This window comes from Methylobacterium guangdongense (assembly GCF_038442355.1).
Taxonomy (GTDB): Bacteria; Pseudomonadota; Alphaproteobacteria; order Rhizobiales; family Beijerinckiaceae; genus Methylobacterium; species Methylobacterium guangdongense.
Genome location: NZ_JBBXMX010000001.1, coordinates 321825 through 346055, shown reverse-complemented (window position 1 = coordinate 346055; position 24231 = coordinate 321825). Strand labels below are relative to the sequence as shown.

The following is a 24231-nucleotide window of genomic DNA, read 5'->3' as shown; positions in this document are numbered from 1 at the left end:
CCGGGAGAGAGCCGCATGCGCGACCTGATGGGCATCATGAAGCAGGCCCAGGCCATGCAGGAGAAGATGGCCAACCTGCAGGCCGAGATGGACCAGATCGAGGTTGCCGGCGCCTCCGGTGGCGGCTCGGTGCAGGTCACCATGACCGCGAAGGGTCAGATGAAGGGGATCACGATCGATCCCTCGCTGATGGTGGCGGACGAGCGTGAGATCCTGGAGGATCTGATCGTGGCGGCCTGCAACGATGCCCGCGGCAAGGCGGAGGCGACGATGCAGGAGCACATGGCCGAGCTGACCAAGGGCCTGCCCCTGCCGCCCGGCATGAAGCTGCCGTTCTGACCGGCCCTTACCCGTCCAGTTCGGGGTAACGCCGAAAGATCCCGTCCTCGTTGAACGGGATCCGCCGCTCGCTCGCCAGATAGGCGGCGATCCGGGGGCGTTGCGCCACGGCGTCGTGCAGCCGTGCCACGTGCGGCGTGGCGCGCAGCGCCGTCGCGGTGGCCTTCGGGAAGGCGTAGAGCAGACCATCGACCAGCTGGAACAGCGACAGGTCGGCGTAGGTCAGATCCGCGCCGACCAATCGCGCGCCGCCGTTGGCCTCCAGGATGCGCTCGAAATAGCCGAGGAATTTCGGCATCCGGTTCGTCTTGAACCCGGCCGCCCGGCGCAAAGCCTCCGGCTTCTGATCGGTGTAGTACAAATCGACGCCCAGCGGGTGGTGGGTGTCGTGCACCTCGTCGACGGCATCCGCGATGGTGAGCTGAAGCTGGTGCGTCCAGATCCGGTCGCGCTCGCTGGCGCCCGCGAGTCCGAGACGTGGCCCGAGATGGAGCAGGATCGCGGCGCTCTGCCCGATGACGCGGTCGCCGTCGCGCAGGAAGGGCGGCGCGAAGGGCGGGCGCGGGTTCGCCGGATCCGACAGACGATCGAGCATCGGGCCGATGCCGCCCGCATCGTCGTCCTGGCGGGCGACGTCGATATAGTCGGCGCCGGCCTCCTCCAGGGCGAGGCGGACGAACTCGCCGCGCCCCTGGATCATCGGCCAGTAGTGAAGCTCGTAGGTCATCGCCGACCGGCTCCCGGCCCGCGGGGCCGGCTCAGTTGCCGGCCGCGCTGTCCTCGGAGGCCTTCTCGGGCGGCGGCTCGGCGCTGGCGACGGTCTTGTGGGCCAGCACCGGCTGAAGCCGCTCGGCGAGCTGCTGATCGAGATGCTTGACGTAGGCGCCCTTGAAGTAGCGCTCGCCGGTCTTCGCCCCGTAGATCCGGTCGTGCGCCTGGATCATCGCGGCGACCTCCGGCCGGCACAGGAAGCCGGTGATGCCCACAGCCTCGTACCAGCGTCCGGCGCGGGCCTCGGCGGTGGCCTTCGGGTTCGACAGGACTGTATCGGCGAAGCACGCGGTGGCCGCCTGCCGCAGCGGATCCAGGACTTTTTCGGCCTGGGCCTGATTCACCGTGGGGGCTGCCGGGTGACGATGCGGACGCGCCTGCGCCGTCGAGACGAGCAGGAGGACGGAGAGGGACGCGAGGATTGTTGTTTTCATGCGGGCGGCCTCAGCGGGGATCCGAACCGTGTTCAGCATTCCCTCATGATTGCGTCGGGAACGGGGCTGAGAGCGCATCGTCCGGGCCGGTTTCCGGGCAGAAGCGCATTCGTTCCATGACGCAAGGTCGCAGGCTCAGCTGCGGCGCTCGGCATTCCAATGCCCGCGGCATTCGAGGGCGCCGGAGGCGACCCAGGTGCCGGTCCCGAACCCGTCCCGTCCGAGGCGCCCGCGTACGTTGGCCGTCGCGGTGCCGTTGGAGATCGAGCCGCGAACGGCTCCGTTGCCGGCGACGTTTCCCTGAACCGTGAAAGCCGTCCCGATGAAGCGCGCGACCCCGTGCTCGATCCGGATGGGGTAGCGGTAGGCCCGGTCGCATGTGCCGGCTTCGGTGATGATCTCGACGCTCCACGTCCCGTCGAAGCGGTCCGGAGCCGGCCCGCCGCGCGGGAGGGCGACGGCCGGGCCGGTGCCGGCGAGGATCAGGAGGGTGGCGATCAGGCGCGTCATGCGGCTTCGGGTCGGCTTGGAGACGACTGAATCAGGCGGTCCGCTGCGGGGACGGGGGGCGCATGGCCGCACGCAGGGCGCCGTTCAGCAGGGCGAGCAGGTCGCAGCCGACATGCAGGAACGCCTGCACCCCCGCCTGCTTCAGGGGCTCGGCGAGATCGCTGGGCTTCCCGGCAAGGTAGATCACACCGGCGCCGGCCCGGGCGAGCGCCTCGGCGGTCGCGACGGCCCGCTCGGCGTAGATCGCGTCGGTGGAGCAGATGCAGGCGAGCGCCGCGCCCGAATCCCGGAACGCCGCCGCCGCGGCCTCGGCATCGGCGAAGCCATCGTTCGACAGGGCCTCGATGCCGCCGGCCGCGAAAGCGTTGGCCGCGAAGGTCGCCCGCGCGTTGAATGCCGCCACCGTGCCGAGATTGGCGAGGAACACCGCCGGTCGCCGGCCGGTCTTGGCCTGATAGGCGTCGGCGGCGTCGCGCAGGGTCTCGTAGGGCTCGGCGAGGCGCTGGGACGGCAGGGCATCGCAGGCGACCGCCGAGCCGGGGCCGAAATTGGCAGCCTTGGGCGGAGCCACCTTCGGCACGTCGAGCACCGTGACGGGCTTCTCGGCGAGGTTCGGGAACTCGCTGGCGCCGGTGAGGGCTTCGCGCCGGGTCGCCACCGCCTTCGTGCGCGCCTCGCGGACCAGCTCGATCCGCCGCTGCAGCTTGCCGACGCTGAGGGAGGCGACGATTCCGCCCTCGGCCTCGATCGCCTGGAACGCCGCCCAGGCGGCTTCAGCGATCTCCGCGGTCAGCGCCTCGAATCCCCCCGCGCCCGCGGCCGGGTCGCTGACCCGGGCGAGGTGCGATTCCTCGATCAGCACGATCTGGCTGTTGCGCGCGACGCGCCGGGCGAAGGCGTCGGGCAGTCCGAGGGCCTGCGTGTAGGGCAGGACCGCGACGCTGTCGGCGCCGCCCATCCCAGCCGATGCCGCCGCCATGCCGGTGCGCAGGATGTTCACGAACGGGTCGCGCTGGGTCATCATCCGCCACGCGGTCTCGGCGTGGAGACGCAGCGGCTTCGGCTCCAGCCGGCAGGCCTGCTCGACCCGCGCCCAGAGGCGCCGCATGGCCCGGAATTTCGCCACGGTGACGAACTCGTCAGCGTCGGCCGCCAGCAGCACCGCGATGCGGCTGCGGGCGCTCTCGAGATCGTGACCGGCGGCCTCCAGGGCGCGGAGATAGGCCAAAGCCGTGGCGAGCACGGCACCGAGTTCGGCCGCCTCACCGGCGCCGGCCTCGTGGTACGGCCGGCCATCGGCCAGGAAGATCCGTCCGCGGAAGCCTGCCGCTTCGAGCTCCGCGGCAGCCCCGGCGACGCGCGGTGCGATCTCCGTCCAGACGGCGCCCAGGCTTCCGGTCGCAGCCAGCACGCCGACCGGATCGATCCCGAGGTCGAGGTCGTAGCTCGACAGATCCTCGCCGCGCCGCTCCGCCAGCGCCTTGATGAGCTGGGCGGCCTCGAGGCCCCGGCCGCCGGCATCGACGCGCAGGGTGATCAGGGGCAGCATCACGCCCTTCAGCACGGCGTCGAGATCCTCGACGCTCGCGGCCGTCAGGCCGTAGCCGCGGGCGCCGGGCGCGCCGGCGCAGGCCAGGACGAGGGCGTCCGCGCCGCCTTCGAGGTCGCTCAGCGCCTGGGCGTTGGCGGCGGCGAGATCCGGATGGTCCACCCGCTGAGCGATCCGCCACGGCCCCGGCTCGCGCACGGGCTGGGTGGCGGGTTCGGCCGGGCCGTAGAGCGGCTCGATCCGCAGGCCGTCCGCCGTCCGGGAGACCAGCCGCTTCTCGAAATCGGCCCCCTTGAGGACGCCCTCGACGAGGCCGAGCCAGCGCGTCCGGTCTGCGGGCTCGAAGAGGTCGGCGAGGGGTCTGTCTTCCATCGGATCGTCCCAGAACGCGCCGTCTTGTGCGTCGCTTTCACCGGATTGCCTCGCACGCCGTTCTGTCGCTGGCAATCGCCCGATGGTTGAGGAAAGCTTGAGCCCTGTGTGAGGGCCTTTTGAAGGGCGCGGAGACTCGCCGCCTCGTCTCGGCCCGCTCGGCTGCGACGTTCACACATCGCGCTCTGGAACCGCGCCACTCCCTCCCCCGCAAAGGGGGGAGGGAGACGCGGTGCCGTTCGCGCATAGTCTTCGACGGAGATGTGTGAATCCGCCGGGCCTTACCGGTGGCGAACGAATGCTTGGTTCACCCGAAAACGATCAACCCGGCAAAACCCAGCGCGCCGACGATGATGCGCCACCACGCGAACAGCCAGAAGCCGTGCCGGGAGACGTAGTCGAGCAGCACCCGCACCACGATCAGCGCCGAGATGAACGACACGACGAAGCCGATCACGATCAGGCCGACATCGTCGCTCGACAGGTATTTGTAATTGTCCAGAAGATCCTTGGCGAAGGCGCCCGCCATGGTGGGCATGGCGAGGTAGAACGAGAACTCGGTGGCCGAGCGCTTGTCGGCGCCCATCAGCATCGCCCCCACGATAGTGGCGCCCGAGCGCGACACGCCGGGGATCATGGCGAGGCACTGGAAGATGCCGATCTTCAGGTCCATCGGCAGGGAGAAGTCGTAGACGTCCCGCTTGCGGACTTTGAGGTCGGTGTCGTCGATCACGAGCAGCACCAGGCCGCCCGCCACCAGGGTCGCGCAGACGATCCACGGGTTGAACAGGTATGCCTTGATCACCTTGGAGAAGAGGCCGCCGATGATCGCCGCCGGCAGGAACGCCACCAGGATGCCGAGCACGAAGCGGCGGGCGTTCGGATCGTTCGGCAGCGCGGTGGCGATGCCGAGCAGGCGGCGGAAATAGACCAGCAGGATCGCCAGGATCGCACCGAGCTGGATCAGCACCTCGAAGGTGTTGTTCGGCGAGTGGAAGCCGATGAAGTGGCCGACGAGCAGCTGATGGCCGGTGGAGGAGACCGGGATGAACTCGGTCGCGCCCTCGACCAGTGCGAGCAGGACTGCCTTGCCGATGCTGACCGGATCCATCGTCACGTCCTGTGCCGCGGGCGCGCGCCGGCCCGTGCCGGGCAGAGCGCGCCATCTGAAGGGTTGGCCGGAGGGTTCGCCCACCAGGGTTGACGGGCGGTTACCGATTGCCGGTTGCGCGTGTTAAGGGCTCGGCAACGGTCGAGCAATAACGCTCGGTCCGAAGTCCTGCGTGCTGAAGACCAGTGCGCCAGGGCCCTCGACGAGCGCGGGACCCGACCGCGCTGCCCGACCGAACGTCCTGCACGGCCTCGATGGCAACCCTCTATCACTTCCCCTTCTGCGCGAATTCCCGGTTCATCCGTCTCGTGCTCGCCGAGATGGGCATGGAGCCGACGCTGTTCGAGGAACGGCCCTGGGAGCGCCGTGACGAGTTCCTGCTGCTCAACCCGGCGGGTCTGACGCCGGTGCTGCTGGAGCAGAACGGCCTCGTGGTGCCGGGCGCCGGCGTCATCGCCGAATATCTCGACGAGACCCGGGGGCTTGGCCTTACGGGGCGGCGCCTCCTGCCGGACGACACGGTGGACCGGGTCGAGGTGCGCCGCCTGCTCGACTGGTTCCTCGTGAAGTTCGAATCGGAGGTGACGGGCTACCTCGTCAACGAGAAGATCTCGAAGCGCTTCATGGCCAGCAACGCGGGCGGCGGACCGCCCGACATGAATGCGATCCGGGCTGCGCGGACGAACGTTTGCTATCATCTCAAGTATATCGGTTACCTGATCGCCCGGCGGCGCTGGATCGCGGGTGACAACCTGACCTATGCCGATCTCGCGGCGGCCGCCCATCTGTCCTGCGTCGACTATCTTGGGGACGTGCCCTGGGACGAGGACGAGATGGCGCGGAACTGGTACGCCCGGGTGAAGTCGCGGCCCTCGTTCCGGGGGCTGCTCGCCGACCGGGTCGCCGGCATGCCGCCGGCCGCCCATTACGCGGATCTGGATTTCTGAACGCCCGACGGACCTACATCGGCGCCGACCTGCGCCGCCTCGTCGAGACCCGGGCCCGGACGCTGGGCTTCTGCGGCCTGCGCGTGACCCGGCCCGACCGCCTGCCGGATCTGCCCGAACGGCTCTCGGCTTGGCTCTCCGAGGGCGCCCACGGCACGATGGATTGGATGGCCGAGCGCGCCGACCAGCGCGCCCGTCCGACCGGCCTGTGGCCGGGGCTGCGCAGTATCCTGGTCGTGGCCATGAGCTACCGGCCGGAGCACGATCCGCTGGTCCTGACGACCCGGACGGAGCGCGGTGCGGTCGCGGCCTACGCGCAGCGGCGGGATTATCACGAGGTTTTGAAGGGCAAGCTGAAGGAGCTCGGCGGCTACCTGTCGGCCAAGGGCGACGTGCGGGTTAAGGTCTTCTGCGACACTGCACCCGTGATGGAGAAGACGCTCGCCGAGGCGGCCGGGCTCGGCTGGCAGGGCAAGCACACGGTGCTGATCTCCCGGGAGCACGGCAACTGGCTCCTGCTCGGGGCGATCTACACGAGCGCGGAGTTCGAGCCCGACGCGCCGGGCCGCGACCATTGCGGCTCCTGCCGCGCCTGCCTCGACATCTGCCCGACGAACGCGTTCCCCGCGCCCTACCGGCTCGATGCGAGGCGCTGCATCGCCTACCTGACGATCGAGCATGCCGGCCCGATCCCGGCTGCGTTCCGGCCGGCCATCGGCAACCGGGTGTTCGGTTGCGACGATTGCCTCGCGGTCTGCCCCTGGAACAAGTTCGCCCGCACCGCCGCCGAAACCCGCCTCGCGGCCCGGGCCGATCTGGCAGCGCCACCGCTCGCCGATCTCGCCGCCCTCGACGATGCGGCCTTCCGGAGCCTGTTCGCCGGCACGCCGGTGAAGCGCACCGGCCGCGATCGGTTCTTGCGCAACGTGATGATCGCGGTCGGAAATTCCGGTGCGCCACATCTTGCCGAGGCGGCGGTCGCGCGGCTCTCCGACGACTCGCCGCTGGTGCGCGGCATGGCGGTCTGGGCGTGCGGGCGGCTCCTTGAGCCGGCGGCTGTCCGAGATCTGCATCGTCGATGCGGGCTTGGCGAGACCGATCCCCACGTCCGCGACGAGTGGCAGGCCGCCCTCGGCTTGACGGAAGCCTGTGCCGGCGAGACATCCGCGGCATGAATCTCTTCGTCTTCGGCCTGGGCTTCACCGGCCGCCGCTTCGCCGAGCGTGCGCGCGACCGATTCGAGACGGTGCGCGCCACCGTCACCGAACCCGCGTCCGCCGAACGCCTCGCAGCGGAGACCGGCTTCGCCATGCGTGCCTTCGGTCCCCAGGCCGACGATCCCCGCATCGCCGCAGATCTCGCCGGGACCGACGTACTGCTCGTCTCGGCGCCCCCCGGCGAGAAGGGAGACTCGGTGCTCGCCCGCTACGCCGATGCGATCGCAGGGAGCCGCATCGGCTGGATCGGCTACCTCTCGACCATCGGGGTCTACGGCGATCAGCAGGGCGCCTGGATCGACGAGACGACGCCCGGGAACCCCCGCAGCGCCCGCTCGAAGGTGCGGCTCGACGCGGAGGAGGCTTGGCTGGCGCTCGGGTCCCGGACCGGCCAGGCGGTCCAGATCTTCCGGCTGTCGGGCATCTACGGTCCGGGGCGCAACCCGATCGTCAAGCTGCGCGAGGGGCGCTCCCAGCGGATCGTGAAGGCCGGGCAGGTGTTCAACCGCATCCACGTCGACGATATCGCCACGACGCTGCTGGCCTCCATCGATCGGCCCCGGGCGGGCGCGATCTACAACGTCACCGACGACGAGCCGACCGCACCCCAGACCGTCACCGAGCACGCCGCCGCGTTGAACGGGCTGCCGCTGCCGCCGGAGATCGATTTCGAGACCGCCGACCTGTCGCCGATGGCCCGGAGCTTCTACGGCGAGAACAAGCGCGTGCGGAATCGGTTGATCCGCGAGGAACTCGGCGTCGCGCTCGCCTACCCGACCTATCGCGAGGGGCTGGCAGCGCTGAAGGACCAAGCTTAGCGTTTTCGCCAACGAAATTTACTTAAAAACCAAGTTTTCGGCAGGATTTATCTTGGCCGCAGCTGATATAATTCCGGTATTTCTGTGCAAGATCTTCGTATTGCGCCTCAAACATTATTTAATTTTGTCATCTAGATGGAAGTAATTATGTAAGATCGTGAAATTATGCGCTTAATTAAATATTTACACCAGTTAAATTTCAAGAAATGCTTGTTCGAAGATAAATTAGAAGGTCGATTACGGTTTAAGAAAACTTTTTACTTATGTGACATTCAGCCAAGCACTAAGATATACTACGTGCCCGTATTCTTTTTTGGACAATTGGTTGGGATGATCTTGCCGACGAGCAGAAACTGGTTGAGGTTTTTTCCGAAATCTGGGAGACGGGAGTCTCGCGAGTCCTCGTGGGGATCTATCTAGATGAGTCAACAAAATCTGCATGAAAACTACGCGATCTGTCGTCGTAACGTCGAGATTGCCGTCGATATATTGCGTTACGTGCCAGAAAATAAACGCCAAGATCTAAATTTTCTTGAATATGAACTGATTCCAGTCCTTGGCCTAAACAACGAAATCTTGCATGAGCAACCGCGTGAGCTCAGTGGCTATTTTGGGACGGGCTTGTATCTTTGGCAATATCCAAATCAATTTGCACGCGCCCTAGCATGGCTTTCGTGCGAGGCCCCCGCGATCGATTCCTATCTCGAGATTGGCTGTCGATGGGGTGGCACGTTCATCGTCATGACGGAATGGCTTAGACTGAATGGTGCAAATCTTAGGTCTGTATCGGCGGTGGACCCCATCGAGATTTCCCCATTCATTACAGCCTATTTCGAGCTTCTTAATGGTAGCGGAATCGAGAGATTTTACCTCAAAATGATTTCGACCGATAGGCAAGTGGCCGAATTCGTCACGAAGATTCGCCCACAATGTGTGTTCGTAGATGGCGATCATTCGATTCGCGTCGCGATGCTGGATCATATGATGGTCCGAGATCATGCCAAAATCATCATCCATCATGATGTCGCATCGTTGGCTTGTCCTGAAACAGTCGAACTTTGGGGGGCACTGAAAGTGCTCGAAGCCCCAAACTTCGAAGCTTTCGAATTTCTGGATCAGTACGAGAGTGTCGATGGGAACTACCTCGGCATTGGCATCTTGAGACGGCGCGCTGGCATTTGAAATTCGGACAACAAAGTGCGACTTCGTTGATCCCAGCCCGAGCTTAGTATACGAGGACGGTGGTTGCCGCGCGCCGGTAAAGCGCGCTCGCTTCGTTCGAGCCGGTGTGGTCGCAGATGTCTGCCTTCGGCGGCGGGTTATCCGTGTCCACAATCGCGATCCCTGTGTCGGGCGGCAGGTCCGGGACCGTGTAGCAAGCTGGTTTCTCAAGAGTGGTTGTCGATTCTGCGACCCACAAAAGATCGATGCGATGAGGCGTCGGCGCACCAATGTGAATCGGCTCAAGCCTCGAGGTGGCGCGCCCGCACGAAGCGGCGCAGCAACCCGCCGCGCGGGCCGACCAGCATCGAGGCGAGGTAGAGGGCTCCGGCGGCCAGCACGATGGCCGGGCCGCTCGGCAGATCGAACTGGTACGACAGGCTCAAGCCCGACACGCTTGCCAGCGCGGCGATCCCCATCGAGACCGGAATGAGCCCGCCGAGATCCCGGGCCCAGAAGCGGGCCGCCACAGCCGGGAGCAGCATCAGCCCGACCGCCAGCAGGGTGCCCAGCGCCTGGAACCCGCCGACGAGGTTGATCACCACCAGGGCGAGGAAGGCGTAATGGATCGGACCGCCGCTGCGGCTCACCGTCCGCAGGAACAGCGGATCGACGCACTCCATCACCAGCGGCCGGTAGATCACGGCGAGCGCCACCAGGGTCAGCGTGCTGATCCCGCCGAGCAGCCACAGGGCGGCATCGTCCAGCGCCAGGACCGAGCCGAACAGGAAGTGCATCAAATCGATCTGCGAGCCGCGCAGGGAGACCAAGAGCACGCCGGCCGCGAGCGAGATCAGATAGAAGGCCGCGAGGTTGGCATCCTCCCGCACCGTCGTGGCACGGGTGACGGCGCCCGCGAGCAGCGCCACCGCGAGGCCCGCGACGAGCCCGCCGAGCGTCATCGCGGGCAGCGACAGGCCGGCGACCAGGAAGCCCGCCGCGGCGCCGGGCAGGATGGCGTGGCTCATCGCGTCGCTCATCAGGCTCATCCGGCGCAGCGTCAGGAACACGCCCACCGGCGGGGCCGAGACCGACAGCGCGAGGCAGCCGGCCAGCGCCCGGCGCATGAAGCCGAATTCGACGAACGGCGCGGCCAGGGACCCGAACGGATCGATCACGCGGCATCCTCGTGGTGATGATGGCTGTGGCCCCCGTGGTCATGACCGCCGTGGTCATGCCCGTCGTGATCGTGGGGCGCGGCAATCCGCGGACCGGCGCAGACCGGCGCCCCTTCGTCCCAGGCCTCCGACAGGTTTCTGGCGCGCGCGAGGTTGTCCGATGTGAGAACCCTGGCCGTAGGACCCCAGGCGATCGGCTCGCGGGCCAGCAGCAGCGTCGTCGGGAAATGGGCGCGCACCTGCGCCAGATCGTGCAGGGCCGCCACCACCGTGCGGCCCTCCGCGTGCCAGCCCCGGATGAGGGCCAGCAGATCGTCGACGGTGCGGGCGTCGATCCCGGTGAACGGCTCGTCCAAGAGGAGGACGGGGCAATCCTGAAGGATCAGCCGCGCGAACAGGGCGCGGCGGAACTGCCCGCCCGAGAGGGTGCCGATCGGCCGTGCCTGAAACCCATCGAGGCCGACCGCGGCGAGGGCCGCCTCGGTGGCGCGCCGCTGACGGCCCAGGCTTCGCCATGCGCCGGCCCGCCGCCAGAGGCCCATCCCGGCGAGATCCATCACGCTCAGCGGGAAGCTGCGGTCGATCTCGTCGGCCTGCGGCATATAGGCGATGTCGCCGGCGCGCTCGATGCGTCCGTCGAGGACCGGTATCTCGCCCGCGATGCCCTTGAGCAGCGTCGACTTCCCGGCGCCGTTCGGTCCGACCAGCGCGAGCAGATCGCCGGCGCGCACGGTCCCGTCCAGATGATGGATGGCCGGATGCCGGTCGTAGCCCAGCGTCAGGCTGATCAGCCGGACCGGATCCGGAGGGGCGGCATTCATGTCGCGAGCGCCCAGGCGATAACCAGCCACACCAGGGCCGAGAGGCTGCCGGCCAGCGCGAGGCGCGGGCCGAGCCCGCTCTGGAACAGGGATCGCCGGGCCGCGCGGCTTGAGCTGGACATGGTGGGCAAGGCGTCCTCGTCGCGCTCGGGCCGGGGCGCGGACTCGGCGGGAGACTGGTGCGGTCCGGGGTCGGGGTGATACACTGTAACAAACCCGTGGGACAACCTGCGGATCTGTCATGGGAGCCATCATGCACCGCCACGACGGTCACGACGCCTGTCGGACCGATGCCCGTGACATGCTCGCGCGGGCGGAAGCCGTCTGCCGCGCGCGCGGCCTGCAGTTCACCCCGCTGCGCCGCGAGGTTCTGGAGGCGGTGGCCGAGTCCGGCAAGGCGCAGGGCGCCTACGACATCGCCGAGCGCCTCAGCGTGCCGGGCAAGCGCGTCGCGCCGGTCTCGGTCTACCGGGCCCTCGATTTCCTGATGGAGCAGGGGCTGGTCCACCGGATCGCGAGCCGCAACGCCTTCATTCCCTGCGCGCACGATCATGCCCCCGGGGAGGGCGTCATCTTCCTAATCTGCCGGACCTGCGGCACGGTCGACGAGGCCTCCACCGAGGAGGTCGAGGGCGGCCTCGAGCGCACGTTGGAGCGGGCGGGCTTCACCCCGTCCCACAGCATCCTGGAGGTCGAGGGCGATTGCGGCCTGTGCCGGGATCAGAAGCGCGCGCCCTGATCCCGTATCCGGGGCTTCAGAACGCGTTCCTGTAGGCCCGGCGCGAGATCAGCGTCTGGATCATGATCTGGATGTCGAACCAGATCGACCAGTTATCGATGTAGTGCAGGTCGCAGGCGACGCGCCGCTCCATGTCGAGGTCGGTCAGCGTCTCGCCGCGGAAGCCGTTCACCTGCGCCCAGCCGGTGATTCCCGGCCGCACGTTGTGGCGGCGGGCATAGAGGGCGATCCGCCGCTCGAAGCTCCGGTCATGCGCGAGGGCGTGGGGCCGCGGACCCACCAGCGACATCTCCCCCTGCAGGACGTTGAGGAGCTGGGGCAGCTCGTCGAGGTTGGTCCGCCGGAGGATCGCACCCACCCGGGTGATCCGGCTGTCGTTGCGCGTGGCCTGCCGGAACACGGTGTTGGTCTCCGTCCGCATCGAGCGGAACTTGAACACCCCGAAGGGCTGCTGATTGAAGCCGTAGCGCTTCTGGCGGAAGAACACCGGGCCGGGGCTGTCGAGCCGGATCGCCAACGCGATCACGGCGAGCAGCGGCGAGAGGGCGACCAGCGCGATCGTCGCCACCGTGAGGTCGAACGCGCGCTTGAGCACGACCTCGCCCAGGTTGAGCGGCCGGCGGCCGATGTTGATGCCGGAAACGCCGCCGACCCGGGCCACCTGCAGGTCGGGGAAGCGATCGAGCATCGCTCCGGGCCGCAGGTGCAGCGCCGACGGCACGCGCAGGAACGCGTCGATGCAGCGCTCGACCTCGGCGTTGTCGGTCCAGGGCACGAGGACGAACACGTCGTCCGGGCGCAGGAAGCGCACAACCGAGACGGCGAGGTCGAGATCCTCCTGCAACTGGTCATGTCGGGCGGCGTTGTCCGCGCCCGGATCGACGCGGCGCAGGTAGCTCGTGCCGACGATTCGCAGGCCGAGCCGGTCGATCGCGTTGCTGGCGTAGAAGCGCGTGATGTCTTCCTCGTAACCCACGAGGTGGACGCGGCTCACCGAGGCCGAGCCGGCCGTGAGCCGCCGCCGCACGAGGCGGACCATCGCGGCGCGGGTCAGGATCAGGGCCGGCAAGCCGGCGACGAAGGATCCGAGCGAGACGAGGCGCGAATATTCACCGGTGGTCTTGGTCATGAAGCCGACCACGAGGACGGCGGCCCAGGCCACCAGCCACAGCGAGGCCGCCTGCTGCACGTTCGGCTTCTGGGCGATCACGGTGTCGAGGCTGTATTCCGCGCGCAGGGCGTTCGTCGCCACGATGATGAGGCCGAGGAGCGCCGCGAGCTGCACGCCGCGGGCGATGCCGGCGACCAGCATCCCGTCCGGGTAGGCGATTTCGTAGGTGAGCTCCATGACCAGCGTGACCCCGAGGATCGCCGCGAGATCGGTGGCGGCCAGCGCCGACGACAGGACGACGCGCGCCGCCGCCCGGCCGCGATGGGGCAGCAGTCCCGACCAGACGCTGCGACGGCGTTCGGCCGAACTCGGCACAGCCTGGAACGCTTCCGGGATCCGTTCGTGAAACATCTGGCGCGCCACGTCCCGTCTTGATCGGACTTTGTACCAGTCTGAAACACGAAGCGTTTCAGTGCCGGCCTGTACCGGTAACGGAGCAAGCGGCGGGCCTTGAGAGCTGCAAACCCGCTCCCCTCGAGAGGCCTCGATCTAGTACGCGTCGCATAACGCGGCAATGAACAAGTTCTCGAAAACCGCTGTTCGTCGTCTTCGACCGTACGGAGATTCAGCTTCCTTCTTTGCTCACCGCCCGTATCTCAATTTAGGCGAGTTCGTTTAGCTTCTGTTTACAACCAAGAAATGGCGGTTCGGCGGACGGGAGCGCGTGCGGCCGCGGCTCCACCACGGAGGAACACGAGCCCCTGCGAATCCGGGCGTTCAAGCCCTCCGAGCCGATTGGGTCTCGTATGACCTGCCCGCACACATCCAGTGTCGGCACAGGTGGCGGTCCGCCTCCGCCGTGAAGACCGGTGCAACGATGACCGGCTTCACGGCGGAGGCCGCCCGCGGCCGGTCAGACCGCGTCGGCGTGTTCCCGGGTGTCGCTCGATCCGCCGACGGTCTGGATCGCCTCGAAACCCTCGAACTGCGGATGGCCGATGTAGAGCGGCTTGGTCGTCGGAACGCGGCCATGGGCCTTCCGGAACTGCTCCGAGCGGGTCCACGCCTCGAAGTCGGCCCGCGAGCGCCAGATCGTGTGCGACGCGTAGAGGACATGGTCCTCGTGCTCGGGGCCGCGCAGCAGGTGAAACTCGACGAAGCCGGCCATCTCGCCGAGGTGGCTGTCGCGCCCCAGCCAGACGGCCTCGAAATCCGCCGTCGCGTCCTTGACGACCTTGAAGCGGTTCATGGCGATAAACATGTCATTCTCCTCTGCCGCGACGGAGCTTACTAGCGTTTGCGCCACCCATGCGACCCGGCGCGGCGACAGGGCGCACCCTGACAATCGGAGCAGAGATACAGGTCGACATTTAAGCAACAATGTTGCAAAGTTGTGTGTTGTTAAACTAGAAGCTGTAATCTCAGACTTGCGAAGCTTGATAACTTGGTGTCCTACTGTGGTGCGGCCTATAAGTCCGGCAGATCGGCCTTTCGCCCTCTGCGTACGACGCGCCGCTTGAACACATTCTACGGTCTCGGATGGTGGGGCGGACGGTGAAGCGGCGCGACGGCGAGGGGAGCACAGCGCACCCGCAACAGGATGCGCTCACCTCCGGCGAAAAGGAAACCTCTGCCCAGCCGATGCCGAAGCAGACCACGGATGTCGATCGTCTGGTCGGGATTCGGATCACCGCCCTGCGCAAGGCCCGGGGTATGAGCCAGACCGCCCTGGGCAATGCGGTCGGCGTCACGTTCCAGCAGGTGCAGAAATACGAGAAGGGCCAGAACCGGGTCGGCGCCGGCCGGCTCCGCGAGATAGCGCGCCTTCTCGACGTCCCGGTCTCGGCCTTCTTCGAGGAGAGCGAGCCGCGCGCCAACACGCAGGAAGACGTGTTCGGCTTTCTCAGCGGCCAGGGCGCCATCGAACTGCTGCGCGCCTACGCGCAGATCGAGGACGAGCAGATGCGCCGGGATGTCCTGGCTCTGGTCCGCAGCGCCGCGCGCCTCGCGCAGGTGCGCGATATCCCACCGCCGAGCGAGTCCGCCTGAGCGGCCAATCCGATCGCGGGACGCGATGAGGCGACCCGGCGGAATGGTCAGGCCTGATCCGTGGCCACCAGGTGGAAGAAGCTTCCGCTCACGGTCCCGATCCGATGCCCCGCGAAGCCGAGATCGGTGCCCTCCGCGTCGGTGACCTGCGCCAGGGCGTCCGGTTCCGGGGCCGCCGGCGACAACTCGCTGGCATAGTGGAACTCATGACCGATCAGGCGGGTACCGCGCAGGCCGAGCAGGCCAGCGCCGCAGAGGCGCGCGACCCGATAGCCGAGGTGCAGCTTGCGGCGGCGGTACGAGGTTTCCACCGGCAGGAGGCCGGCCATGGCGTGCGTGACGCCCTCCGCATCCTCCAGGGTGCGGCCGAGCACCATGTAGCCGCCGCACTCGCCATGGACCGGCCGGGTACGGGCAAAGCCGCGAAGGCCGTTCAGGAATCGGCTCGCTTGCGCGAGGCGGCCGGCATGCAGTTCAGGGTAGCCGCCGGGAAGCCAGCATACGTCGCATGCGTCGGGCGGCGGCTCGTCCGCCAGGGGCGAGAACGGGATCAGTTCGGCCCCCGCCTCACGCCAGCCGGCTTCGAGATGCGGATAGAGGAAGCTGAAGGCCGCGTCCCGGGCCACCGCGATCCGCTGACCGGGCGGAACGGGCAGGCTTCCCCCCGATCCCGACACGCCGCCGCCGGCCGCCGCGAGGACGGCATCGAGATCGATGCCCGCCCCCGCGAGATCGGCGAGGCGATCGAGGCGGGCTTCGAGATCGGCGGTCTCGCCGGCCTGGACCAGGCCGAGATGCCGCTCGGGCAGCACGAGCTGCGCGTCGCGCATCAGGGCGCCGAGCACCGGGAGCCCCGCGCGTTCCATCCCGGCCTCCACGAGGCGGCGATGGCGGGCGCTGGCCACCTTGTTCAGGATCACGCCCGCGATCGTCACACGCGGATCGTAGAGCCGGCAGCCCAAGGCCACCGCGGCGGCCGATTGCGCCGCCCCGGAGACGTCCACCACCAGAACCACCGGCCAGCCGTAGCGGGCCGCGATGTCGGCATTGGCCCCGGTCCGGCTCTCGCTCGGGTCCGTTCCGATGGCGTTGCAGTCGGAACGGACCCGAGCGCCCTGTTTCGCCGCGCTCTGTTGCGCCGAACCGGTATCCACTTCGGCGGAGAGCGCTCTGGCCCGGACCCCGTCGAACAGGCCCATGGAGCCCTCGGCGATCACGATGTCGGCATCGGCCGTGGTCGCGCGGGCCAGGGCGTCGAGCAGGGGCGGCGCCATGGCGAAGCTGTCGAGATTGAAGCTCGGCCGGCCCGTCGCCGCCTGATGGAAGGCCGGGTCGATGTAGTCCGGCCCGCATTTGGCGGCGCGCACCCGCAGGCCCCGGTGGGTCAGAGCCCGCATCAGCCCGAGGGCCACCGTCGTCTTGCCGGAACTCGACCGCGGGGCCGCGACGATGAGACCGGGGGCGCTCACGACCGCCCTCCGACCGCGCCGCCGGGCCGATAGCGCCTGTCGTAATCGACGGCGTAGAGCGCGCTCTCGCGAAAATTCTCTGCGCCGAGCGCCGGGCCCACGAGGATCAGCGCCGTCCGCTCCAGGCCGGCCTCCGCCACGCGGGCCGGCAAGGTGGCGAGATCGGCCGTCAGCACCCGCTCGTCCGGCCAGGAGGCGCGGAACACCGCCGCGGCCGGGCAGGACGGCCCGTAGAACGGGATCAACTCGGCGGCGACCTTTTCGACCACGTGGATCGAGAGATGGATCGCCAGCGTGGCGCCGGTGGCCGCGAAGGCCGCCAGGGTCTCGCGCTCGGGCATGGCGCTCGCCCGGCCGGATGTGCGGGTCAGGACCACGGATTGCGCCACCCCCGGCACGGTCAGCTCCCGCCGCAGCACGGCCGCCGCCGCCGCGAAGGCCGGGACGCCGGGCGTCACCGTAAAGGGGATGCCGAGCCCGTCGAGCCGGCGCATCTGCTCGGCGAGCGCGCTCCAGATCGACAGATCCCCCGAATGCAGCCGTGCCACGTCGTGGCCGGCGTCGTGGGCCGCCGCGATCTCCGCCATGATGGCGTCGAGGTCGAGGGGCGCCGTGTCGACGATCCGGGCATTCGGCGGACACCAGCGGAGGATCTCGGGTGCCACCAGGGAGCCGGCATAGAGGCAGACCGGGCAGGCGGCGACCCGGTCGCGGCCGCGCACCGTGATGAGATCGGCCGCGCCGGGCCCGGCGCCGATGAAGTGGACGGTCATGCTGGGGGCATCGGGGTCTGGCCGCGGGCGAGCGCGCAGGTGGCGCCGCCGCTGGCGATCCGGGGGAGGGCGAGGCGGCTGTCCGGGCCGGCCGCCGCCAGGGCAGCTGCTTCCGCCACGGAGCCTACCCCGCGCAGGTGCTCGATCCGCGCCGATCGCGTTGCGAGTTCGGCGTCGCGGGCCGCCAGCGCCTCCGCGATGATGGGGCAGGGCGACAGGCCGTAACGCGCCGCCGCGTCGGTAATGGCCGGCTCGGTCGCTCGGTCGGCCGCCGTGGCGATCGCCGTCAGGTCGCCGGGTACGGCGCCGACCTGTCCGAGGGCCTGGGTGATCAGCGCCGCGATCTCGTCGGCTCGGGTGCCGCGGCGAAAGCCGATCCCGGCGGCGAGGGTATTGGTCATGGCTTGGTCCAGGCCCATTGGGTCACCGGCATCGCCGGTCGCCAGCCGTGCAAGCCACCCACGGGGCTTGCCCGATCGACGGAGAAGCGGCGCAGGCTGCCACCCTGCACGGCGAAGGCCGCGAGCAGGGCCGCCTCGCCCTCCAGCGTCACCGCGTTGGCGACGCAGCGCCCGCCCGGCTTCAGGGCCGACAGGGCCGCCGGCAGGACACCCGGCTCCGAGACGCCGCCGCCGATGAACACGGCATCCGGCCGCGGCAGGTCGGTCAGGGCATCCGGCGCGGTCCCGGTCACCACGGTGAGGTCGGGCACGCCGAGGTGCTCGGCATTGCGACGGATGCGCTCGACCCGCTCCGGCCGTTCCTCGATCGCGGTGGCGCGCAGGCTCGGATGGCGCAGCATCCACTCGATGGCGATGGAGCCCGCGCCGGCCCCGATATCCCACAGGTGCAGGCCGGGATGGGGCCTCAGGGCCGCGAGGGTCAACACCCGGATCTCGGCCTTGGTGAGCTGACCGTCATTCTCGAACAGGGCGTCGTCGAGTCCTGGCGCGAGGGGCAGCGCGCGGCCGGCACCCGCTACGGCAATCGCCACGGTGTTGAGCGGATCGATGTCGGCGAGATCGAAGGCCTCGGCCCGCGCCCCGCGGATCCGCTCGCGCGGGCCGCCCATCGCTTCGAGAACCAGGATCTCGGACGCGCCGAAGCCGCGCTCGGCGAGCAGGGCCGCCAGCGCGGCCGGCGTCGTGCCGTCCCACGACAGGACCAGCAGCCGCGCCCCCGGCTGGAGATGCGGCACGATCCGCGCGAGCGCCCGGCCATGGAGGGTCACGAGTCCGCATTCGGCCAGCGGCCAGCCGAGGCGCGCGCAGGCGAGGCTGAACGCCGAGGGCTGCGGGAAGGCCCGGATCTCGGCTGGCGGAACAAGCCGGGCGATCTCGGCGCCGATGCCGTAGTGGAACGGATCGCCGGTCGCCAGGATGCAGGTGGGTTCGCCCCGGCGGGCGAGAATGTCCGGATAGGCTTCGTGGATCGGGCTCGGCCAGGGCCGGGTCTCGGCGGCAAGGGGACCGGCCAACGCGATGTGACGGCGTCCGGCGTAGACGACGCGGGCGGCATCGAGCGCCGCGGCGGCAGCGGGTGTGAGGCCGGAGCGCCCATCCTCGCCGATGCCGATGATCGACAGCCAGCGTCCCGGTGCATCCCGGCTCGACAGGGCCTCACCGCTCATGGACAAGGCCGCCATGACGGATGGTGTGATGCGGATCCTGATCCTCGGCGGGACCGGCGAGGCCAGCGCCCTGGCGCGTGCGCTCGCCGGGCGGAACGACCTGTCCGTGATGCTGTCGCTGGCCGGCCGAACCGCCGCTCCGAAGGCCGAGCCGGTCCCGACGCGGAGCGGCGGATTCGGCGGCGCCGAGGGACTCGCGCAATACCTGCAGTCCGAAGGGATCGACCGCCTGATCGATGCCACGCATCCCTTCGCGGCCCGGATCTCGGCCAACGCGGCCCGCGCGGCGGCTCTGGCCGGGGTTCCGCTGCTCGCGATCCGCCGGCCGGCCTGGAGCCCCGAGCCCGGCGACGTCTGGACCGAGGTCGCGAGCGTCCCGGCCGCCGCTGCGGCGCTCGGCGCCGAGCCCCGGCGCGTGTTCCTGACGGTCGGCCGGCAGGAGGCCGGCGTCTTCGCGGCGGCCCCGCAGCATGCCTACTGGGCGCGCACGGTCGAACCGCTCGGCGATGTGTTGCCGGTGCCCCGGCTCACGGCCATCGAAGCGCGCGGGCCCTTCGACGCGGACGCCGAGGCGGCGCTGATGCGGGACGCCGGCATCGAGATCGTGGTCAGCAAGAATTCCGGCGGGGCGGCGACCTACGGCAAGATCGCGGCGGCGCGCGTCCTGGCGATCCCCGTCATCATGGTGCGCCGGCCGGACAAGCCCGACGTACCATGCGTCCCCGACGCGGCCGGGGCGCTCCGCTGGCTCGACGCCGCCGCTCACGCGGCCTCGACCTTGCGCGACGTGTAGACGAACGGCAGGCGGCCCTCCCGGGGGATCAGCCGCGTCGTCGAGGCGCCGAGGATCACCATGGTGGCCATGTCGGCGGGTGCCGTGGGCGCCTCGGCCAGGGTGGTCACCCGGATCGCCTCGTCCGGCCGGCTGATCGCCCGGGCGAACATCACCGGCGTCCCGGGCGGGCGGATGCCGGCCGCGATCTCCAGGGCGGCGCCGAGCTGCCAGGGCCGGGCGGACGAGATCGGGTTGTAGAGGGCCACGACCAGATCGGCCCGCAGCACCGCCTCCAGCCGGGCGGTCACCACCGGCCAGGGCTTCAGGTTGTCGGAGAGCGACAGGGCGCAGAAATCGCCGCCGAGCGGGGCGCCGAGCCGCGCCGCCGCGGCCAGCATGGCGGTGATCCCGGGCTCGACCGTGATGGTGAGGTCGCGCCAGCTCGGCTCGCCGTGCTCCACCGCCTCGAACACCGCCGCCGCCATGGCGAACACGCCGGGATCGCCGCCGGAGACCACGGCGACCCGCCTCCCGGTCGCGGCGAGCTGCAGGGCGTGGCGGGCCCGGTCGACCTCGACGCGGTTGTCGCTGGCGTGCCGGATCAGACCCGGTCGCTCCGGCACGCGGGCCACGTAGGGATAGTAGCCGATGAGGTCTTCCGCGGCGTCCAGGGCCCGCCGGGCGGATTCGGTCAGCAGACTCTCGTCGCCCGGGCCGAGGCCGATAACCGTGAGAGTTCCGCCTGCACCGGGATTCACCGCGCGTCCGCCTCTGAGGTCAGCAAGAGGGCAGGGATGGCCTGCGCACCCAGTCGTTTAACAGCCAACCTGTCGAATGACACGAAGGTCTCGCCACCGAGGCGACGTCCTTCGAACGCGATGACACCGTCCGCGAAATCGCCGCCGTCCTCCAGCATCGCCAAGCCGGCCTCGACCGCCGCCCGATCGGTCACGACGTGACGGGCCGAGATCAAACCTCGTATCGCCGCTGCGATCTCCGCGCGGGGCATGGCGTAGCGACTGCGCAGGACCCAAACCAGTTCGCACACCGCATGGACGCTGATCGCGACCTGTGCCGCGGATTCCAGCATCCGAAGGGCCGCCAGCCCCTGTGCCGCGTCATCATTGACGATCAGGCGGAGCAGGACGTTGGTGTCGGGCGTGATCTTCACGGCTTGTCGAGACCGGACAACCCGGCTTCTGCCCCGGCCTGCGCGATGGCGTCACCGATCTCCTCAATGGAGCAGCGGGCGTCGTTGCCTTTGCCCGCGAGCATCCCGTGCAGTCGACGCCACGAGCGCTCGGGCTGATCGGCCTTCAGCTCCGCCCGGCCATCCGGCAGGAGTTCGAGCCGGACCTTGTCCCCCGGCCGAATGCCGAGGTGCTCGAGGATATCCCTTCGGAATGTTACTTGGCCCCGGGCCGTCACCGTCAACGTCGTCATGCACCGCCCCCGCCGGCCCAACGTAATGGGCGGCTGCGGGACCAACAAGGATCCGTCGCAACACTCACGGCCGGCGCCCCTCGCCGGGCAGCAGCACCATGGAGAAGTACGGGGCGTCGTCGTCGGCCTTGTCGGCCAGCATGACGACGCGCTCGCCCGACATCGTGCCGCGCTCGACATAGACCGCCCGCGCGAGGAGCCCCGCGGCGTCCAGGGCCGCACGCACCTTGGGCAGGTGGCGGCCGAGCTTCATCACCACGGCGGCGTCGGTGCCGCGCAGCCGCTCGGTCAGGATGTCGAGCGACAGGGTCGCGGGCAGGACGGTCAGGACATCGTCGCCCCAGGTGATCGGCGTCCCGGCCCGCGTCCAGCAGCCCGACATGCCGGTGACTCCCGGAATCACCTCGACGGGGAAGCGGTCCTTCAGGCGCCGCCACAGATGCATGAACGAGCCGTAGAAGAACGGATCACCCTCCGACAGGATCGCCACGTCGCGCCCAGCCCCGAGATGGTCGGCGAGCCGGCCGGCCGCGTCGTCGTAGAAGCCGGCCAGAGCCGACACGTAGTCCGGGTGCTCGGGGTGGATCTCGGTGGTGTAGGGATAGGCCAGCGCCAGCTCGCGGTCGGGATCGCGCAGGATCGCGTCCGCGATGGTGCGGGCGTTGCCGCGCTTGCCCCGCTTGCAGAAATGCACCAGCACCGGCGCACGCATCAGGATGCGCTGCGCCTTGACGGTCAGCAGATCCGGATCGCCCGGGCCCATCCCGACGCCGTAGAGCTTGCCGGTCACCGCCGCCACGGGGATATCCTCGGCGGGCGCGTCGAGCCGTTCGAACCCGTCCATCACTCGACCTCGCTGGCGAGCGCGTTCACCGCGGCGGCCGTCATGGCGCTGCCGCCCCGCCGCCCGTGGACGACCACGAACGGAACCCGGCCGTCCCGGGCCAGCGCCTCTTTCGACTCCGCGGCGCCGACGAAGCCGACCGGGATGCCGATCACGGCGGCGGGCGGCGCCACGCCTGCATCGAGCAGTTCCAGCAGCCGGAACAGGGCGGTCGGCGCGTTGCCCACCGCCACCACGCTGCCGGGCAGATGCTCGCGCCACAGCTCCATGGCGGCGGCCGAGCGGGTGGTGCCGAGCTGCTTCGCGAGATCCGGCACGCGCGGATCGCCCAGGGTGCAGAGCACCGGATTGGCGGCCGGCAGGCGCGCCCGGGTGACGCCGTCGGCGACCATCCGGACGTCGCACAGGATCGGCGCCCCGGCCTGGAGCGCGGCGACGCCGGCCTCGGCGAAGCCGTCCGACATCTCCACGTCGGCGGGGAGGTCGGTCATGCCGCAGGCGTGGATCATGCGCACCACCACGCGCTCGGCCGCGCCGGACCAGCGGGCGAGATCGGCCTCGGCGCGGATCATCGCGAAGGACCGCGCATAGATGGCGCCACCGTCGCGGATGTAGTCGTAGCGGGAGGGGGGCTCGTGGGCCACCGGGTCCGATCCTGCCTGGCGCAGGGCATTCTGGCTCGCGCTCATGCCGGTCGTCCGTCCCTTCTGTCGTCTGCTCGGACCGTATCCGGCGTGAATGCGGCGGAAAGCCCGACAGTCTTGGCTCTTCCTAACCGCTCCAGAACGGCCTCGATAGGGAGATGCAGCGCCGGCTCATCCCCGGGGGCGCCGCCGAGGACGATCCCATAGCGTCCCTGACTTCCGACGAGGGTCAGGTCGGCGGGGCCGGGGCGTGCGCAGCCCTTGGCGCAGCCGGAGACGTGTGCCGCGTAGCCCTGTGCCGCCAGCGGCCGGAAGATCTCGGCGACGCGCGCCGCATCGGCCAGCGTCGGCGTCGAGCCGGAGGCGCAGCCCGGTGCGCCCGTGCAGGCATCGATGCTGCGTCGAGGATCGTCGGGCGCGACGATGAAGTCCGAGGCGAGCTCCGCCAGTGCCGCGGCCGCCGGCGCGCCGGTCGGGGCGAGCAGCACGAACCCGCGCGATGGCGACAGGCGGATCGCGTCCGCGCCGATGGCGGCGGCGGCGGATGCGACGCGATCGAGGGCGTCCGCGGTGCAGCGGCCGAAGGGGGTATCCAGGGCAAGGACGTGAGCGCTTCCGCAACCATGCAGGCCTGCCGGGGGGGCAAATGGCGCCCTGCGCATCTCCCGCGCCCCTTTGCGGGGCAGGGTGGCCCCCGAAGGGAGTCGGGTCGGGACGAAGTCCCGCAAGGGGGGAACCCGGCTTCCGGAAGAGACACGCTCGTTCATGCCGGGCGCGAATTCTCCGGCACCGTCGCACCCCTCTCCCGACCCCTGCCGGCGCAGGGGCCACCCTCCCCCGCAGAGGGGAGAGGGAGGGCGCGTGGGAGCTTCAGACCACGGATTTGGTTTGTCCGCCGCTGAGGCGATCGAACAGAGCAAGCGCGCCCGCTCATCCTCCGACAGATCGCGCATCCGCCGGCGGCCGGTGCGTGCGAAAGCCGCGAACAGAGCGGTCACGAGGGCCGGTGCCTCGACCACCGAACACTCCGTCACGGTTTGCACCCCGTCCCCGGCGGCAATCACGATGGCGACCTGCGCGGCGTCCCCGGCCGTCACGAGACAATCGGCCTCCGGCACCGCCGCGCCCGGCCGCCCTTCCACCACAATGAGGGTCTTGGCCGGCAGACCGGGGATATCCCGCCCCGCCACCTCGATCGCGTGGGCGAGCGCCGGTACGTCGATCAGCTCGGTGGGATCCTGGCCTGCGAGCGGCTGCGTCAGGGTCAGACGCTGCGGGCCACCATCGGCGCGCCGGTCGCCGAGGCCGGTGTCGGTCAGCAGCTTGGCCAGAGGGGCGCGGCTCGCCTCGCAGACGCCGCGAATCTGAAGATTGGCCCGGGCCGTGATGTCGAGATGGCCGTTCCCGTGGAGCCGCGCGCCCTGCGCGACCGCGCGGGCCTGATCCAGCGACAGCACCCCCAGGGGCGGATGAACCCGTGCCAGCAGCCCGTCGCCCGTGGGCATCGGGCGGGCGAGACCGGGGCA

28 protein-coding genes are annotated in these 24231 nt (G+C 69.5%); 8 read left to right on the top strand and 20 right to left on the bottom strand.

The window, feature by feature from the left end; genetic code table 11:
- Window positions 1-15 precede the first annotated feature (15 nt).
- Complete coding sequence (locus AAHG09_RS01690) at window positions 16-339, top strand: YbaB/EbfC family nucleoid-associated protein (protein WP_342104939.1); 324 nt, start codon at window positions 16-18, stop codon at window positions 337-339.
- 7 nt (window positions 340-346) lie between these two features.
- Here AAHG09_RS01690 and AAHG09_RS01685 read toward each other — a convergent pair whose 3' ends face one another.
- The 5 genes from AAHG09_RS01685 to AAHG09_RS01665 all read right to left on the bottom strand — a co-directional run bounded on the left by AAHG09_RS01685 (window position 347) and on the right by AAHG09_RS01665 (window position 5086).
- The gene (locus tag AAHG09_RS01685) at window positions 347-1066 is read right to left on the bottom strand and encodes a glutathione S-transferase (protein ID WP_342104937.1); all 720 of its coding nucleotides are present in this window, start codon (window positions 1064-1066) and stop codon (window positions 347-349) included.
- A 31-nt stretch (window positions 1067-1097) separates the two neighbouring features.
- Complete coding sequence (locus AAHG09_RS01680; RefSeq protein ID WP_342104935.1) at window positions 1098-1544, bottom strand: hypothetical protein; 447 nt, start codon at window positions 1542-1544, stop codon at window positions 1098-1100.
- 135 nt (window positions 1545-1679) lie between these two features.
- Window positions 1680-2054 (bottom strand): hypothetical protein, encoded by a 375-nt coding sequence (locus AAHG09_RS01675; protein WP_342104932.1) that lies wholly within the window; start codon window positions 2052-2054, stop codon window positions 1680-1682.
- A gap of 31 nt (window positions 2055-2085) precedes the next feature.
- Window positions 2086-3975 carry a methylmalonyl-CoA mutase subunit beta gene (locus tag AAHG09_RS01670; protein WP_342104930.1) on the bottom strand — a complete coding sequence of 630 codons (1890 nt, stop codon included), beginning with the start codon at window positions 3973-3975 and terminating at the stop codon, window positions 2086-2088.
- 307 nt (window positions 3976-4282) lie between these two features.
- Window positions 4283-5086, bottom strand: coding sequence for an undecaprenyl-diphosphate phosphatase (locus AAHG09_RS01665; protein WP_342104928.1), 804 nt, complete (start codon window positions 5084-5086; stop codon window positions 4283-4285).
- 254 nt (window positions 5087-5340) lie between these two features.
- On the opposite strand from AAHG09_RS01665, the gene AAHG09_RS01660 reads away from it, so the two are divergent.
- From AAHG09_RS01660 to AAHG09_RS01645, 4 genes are all read left to right on the top strand, one after another.
- Window positions 5341-6033, top strand: a complete 693-nt coding sequence (locus AAHG09_RS01660; protein WP_342104926.1) for a glutathione S-transferase family protein — start codon at window positions 5341-5343, stop codon at window positions 6031-6033.
- 29 nt (window positions 6034-6062) lie between these two features.
- Window positions 6063-7208 (top strand): tRNA epoxyqueuosine(34) reductase QueG, encoded by a 1146-nt coding sequence (gene queG / locus AAHG09_RS01655; protein ID WP_342105459.1) that lies wholly within the window; start codon window positions 6063-6065, stop codon window positions 7206-7208.
- Window positions 7205-8068, top strand: coding sequence for an SDR family oxidoreductase (locus tag AAHG09_RS01650; protein WP_342104924.1), 864 nt, complete (start codon window positions 7205-7207; stop codon window positions 8066-8068). Before queG ends, AAHG09_RS01650 begins: the two co-directional genes overlap by 4 nt.
- A 420-nt stretch (window positions 8069-8488) precedes the next feature.
- Entirely contained in the window at window positions 8489-9250 is a 762-nt protein-coding gene (locus AAHG09_RS01645; RefSeq protein WP_342104921.1) for a class I SAM-dependent methyltransferase, read from the top strand.
- Window positions 9251-9531: 281 nt separating this feature from the next.
- Here AAHG09_RS01645 and AAHG09_RS01640 read toward each other — a convergent pair whose 3' ends face one another.
- Genes AAHG09_RS01640 through AAHG09_RS01630 form a run of 3 tightly spaced genes read right to left on the bottom strand, consistent with a single transcriptional unit; the run spans window position 9532 to window position 11350 of the window.
- Entirely contained in the window at window positions 9532-10356 is an 825-nt protein-coding gene (locus AAHG09_RS01640) for a metal ABC transporter permease (RefSeq protein ID WP_342105457.1), read from the bottom strand.
- 47 nt (window positions 10357-10403) lie between these two features.
- A complete protein-coding gene (locus AAHG09_RS01635; RefSeq protein WP_342104918.1) occupies window positions 10404-11228 on the bottom strand; it encodes a metal ABC transporter ATP-binding protein in 825 nt (274 codons plus the stop codon).
- A complete protein-coding gene (locus AAHG09_RS01630; RefSeq protein ID WP_342104915.1) occupies window positions 11225-11350 on the bottom strand; it encodes a hypothetical protein in 126 nt (41 codons plus the stop codon). The genes AAHG09_RS01635 and AAHG09_RS01630 overlap by 4 nt, the downstream gene beginning before the upstream one ends.
- Window positions 11351-11481: 131 nt before the next feature.
- Between AAHG09_RS01630 and AAHG09_RS01625 the strand changes: the two genes are divergently transcribed.
- Window positions 11482-11967: a transcriptional repressor gene (locus tag AAHG09_RS01625; RefSeq protein ID WP_342104912.1), complete on the top strand. Its 486-nt coding sequence runs from the start codon at window positions 11482-11484 to the stop codon at window positions 11965-11967.
- Between the two features lie 16 nt (window positions 11968-11983).
- On the opposite strand, the gene AAHG09_RS01620 is transcribed toward AAHG09_RS01625, so the two are convergent.
- Both AAHG09_RS01620 and AAHG09_RS01615 read right to left on the bottom strand, forming a co-directional pair.
- A complete protein-coding gene (locus tag AAHG09_RS01620) occupies window positions 11984-13489 on the bottom strand; it encodes an exopolysaccharide biosynthesis polyprenyl glycosylphosphotransferase (protein WP_342104909.1) in 1506 nt (501 codons plus the stop codon).
- Between the two features lie 502 nt (window positions 13490-13991).
- Window positions 13992-14339: an antibiotic biosynthesis monooxygenase family protein gene (locus AAHG09_RS01615; RefSeq protein ID WP_342104907.1), complete on the bottom strand. Its 348-nt coding sequence runs from the start codon at window positions 14337-14339 to the stop codon at window positions 13992-13994.
- Window positions 14340-14719: 380 nt separating this feature from the next.
- Here AAHG09_RS01615 and AAHG09_RS01610 point away from each other — a divergent pair, with 380 nt between their 5' ends.
- Entirely contained in the window at window positions 14720-15127 is a 408-nt protein-coding gene (locus tag AAHG09_RS01610; protein ID WP_342104905.1) for a helix-turn-helix domain-containing protein, read from the top strand.
- A 47-nt stretch (window positions 15128-15174) separates the two neighbouring features.
- Here the strand turns inward: AAHG09_RS01610 and AAHG09_RS01605 are convergent, their stop codons facing one another.
- The 4 genes from AAHG09_RS01605 to cbiE are packed head-to-tail and all read right to left on the bottom strand — an operon-like array spanning window position 15175 to window position 18999.
- Window positions 15175-16596 carry a cobyrinate a,c-diamide synthase gene (locus AAHG09_RS01605; RefSeq protein WP_342104902.1) on the bottom strand — a complete coding sequence of 474 codons (1422 nt, stop codon included), beginning with the start codon at window positions 16594-16596 and terminating at the stop codon, window positions 15175-15177.
- Window positions 16593-17369, bottom strand: a complete 777-nt coding sequence (gene cobM / locus AAHG09_RS01600; protein ID WP_342104899.1) for a precorrin-4 C(11)-methyltransferase — start codon at window positions 17367-17369, stop codon at window positions 16593-16595. Before cobM ends, AAHG09_RS01605 begins: the two co-directional genes overlap by 4 nt.
- On the bottom strand, window positions 17366-17770 hold the full coding sequence (locus AAHG09_RS01595) for a cobalamin biosynthesis protein (protein ID WP_342104897.1): 405 nt from the start codon (window positions 17768-17770) through the stop codon (window positions 17366-17368). Before AAHG09_RS01595 ends, cobM begins: the two co-directional genes overlap by 4 nt.
- Complete coding sequence (cbiE, locus tag AAHG09_RS01590; protein ID WP_342105456.1) at window positions 17767-18999, bottom strand: precorrin-6y C5,15-methyltransferase (decarboxylating) subunit CbiE; 1233 nt, start codon at window positions 18997-18999, stop codon at window positions 17767-17769. The genes AAHG09_RS01595 and cbiE overlap by 4 nt, the downstream gene beginning before the upstream one ends.
- A gap of 28 nt (window positions 19000-19027) precedes the next feature.
- On the opposite strand from cbiE, the gene AAHG09_RS01585 reads away from it, so the two are divergent.
- Complete coding sequence (locus tag AAHG09_RS01585) at window positions 19028-19792, top strand: cobalt-precorrin-6A reductase (protein ID WP_342104894.1); 765 nt, start codon at window positions 19028-19030, stop codon at window positions 19790-19792.
- Here AAHG09_RS01585 and cobJ read toward each other — a convergent pair.
- The 6 genes from cobJ to AAHG09_RS01555 all read right to left on the bottom strand — a co-directional run bounded on the left by cobJ (window position 19762) and on the right by AAHG09_RS01555 (window position 24210).
- A complete protein-coding gene (gene cobJ / locus AAHG09_RS01580) occupies window positions 19762-20532 on the bottom strand; it encodes a precorrin-3B C(17)-methyltransferase (RefSeq protein WP_342104892.1) in 771 nt (256 codons plus the stop codon). The two genes, AAHG09_RS01585 and cobJ, sit on opposite strands and share 31 nt — an antisense overlap.
- Window positions 20529-20945 carry a type II toxin-antitoxin system VapC family toxin gene (locus AAHG09_RS01575; RefSeq protein ID WP_342104890.1) on the bottom strand — a complete coding sequence of 139 codons (417 nt, stop codon included), beginning with the start codon at window positions 20943-20945 and terminating at the stop codon, window positions 20529-20531. Before AAHG09_RS01575 ends, cobJ begins: the two co-directional genes overlap by 4 nt.
- A complete protein-coding gene (locus AAHG09_RS01570) occupies window positions 20942-21217 on the bottom strand; it encodes an AbrB/MazE/SpoVT family DNA-binding domain-containing protein (RefSeq protein WP_342104888.1) in 276 nt (91 codons plus the stop codon). Before AAHG09_RS01570 ends, AAHG09_RS01575 begins: the two co-directional genes overlap by 4 nt.
- A gap of 64 nt (window positions 21218-21281) precedes the next feature.
- Complete coding sequence (locus AAHG09_RS01565) at window positions 21282-22061, bottom strand: precorrin-2 C(20)-methyltransferase (protein WP_342104885.1); 780 nt, start codon at window positions 22059-22061, stop codon at window positions 21282-21284.
- The gene (locus tag AAHG09_RS01560) at window positions 22061-22750 is read right to left on the bottom strand and encodes a precorrin-8X methylmutase (RefSeq protein WP_342104883.1); all 690 of its coding nucleotides are present in this window, start codon (window positions 22748-22750) and stop codon (window positions 22061-22063) included. The genes AAHG09_RS01565 and AAHG09_RS01560 overlap by 1 nt, the downstream gene beginning before the upstream one ends.
- Window positions 22747-24210 (bottom strand): precorrin-3B synthase, encoded by a 1464-nt coding sequence (locus AAHG09_RS01555; protein WP_342104881.1) that lies wholly within the window; start codon window positions 24208-24210, stop codon window positions 22747-22749. The genes AAHG09_RS01560 and AAHG09_RS01555 overlap by 4 nt, the downstream gene beginning before the upstream one ends.
- Window positions 24211-24231 lie beyond the last annotated feature (21 nt).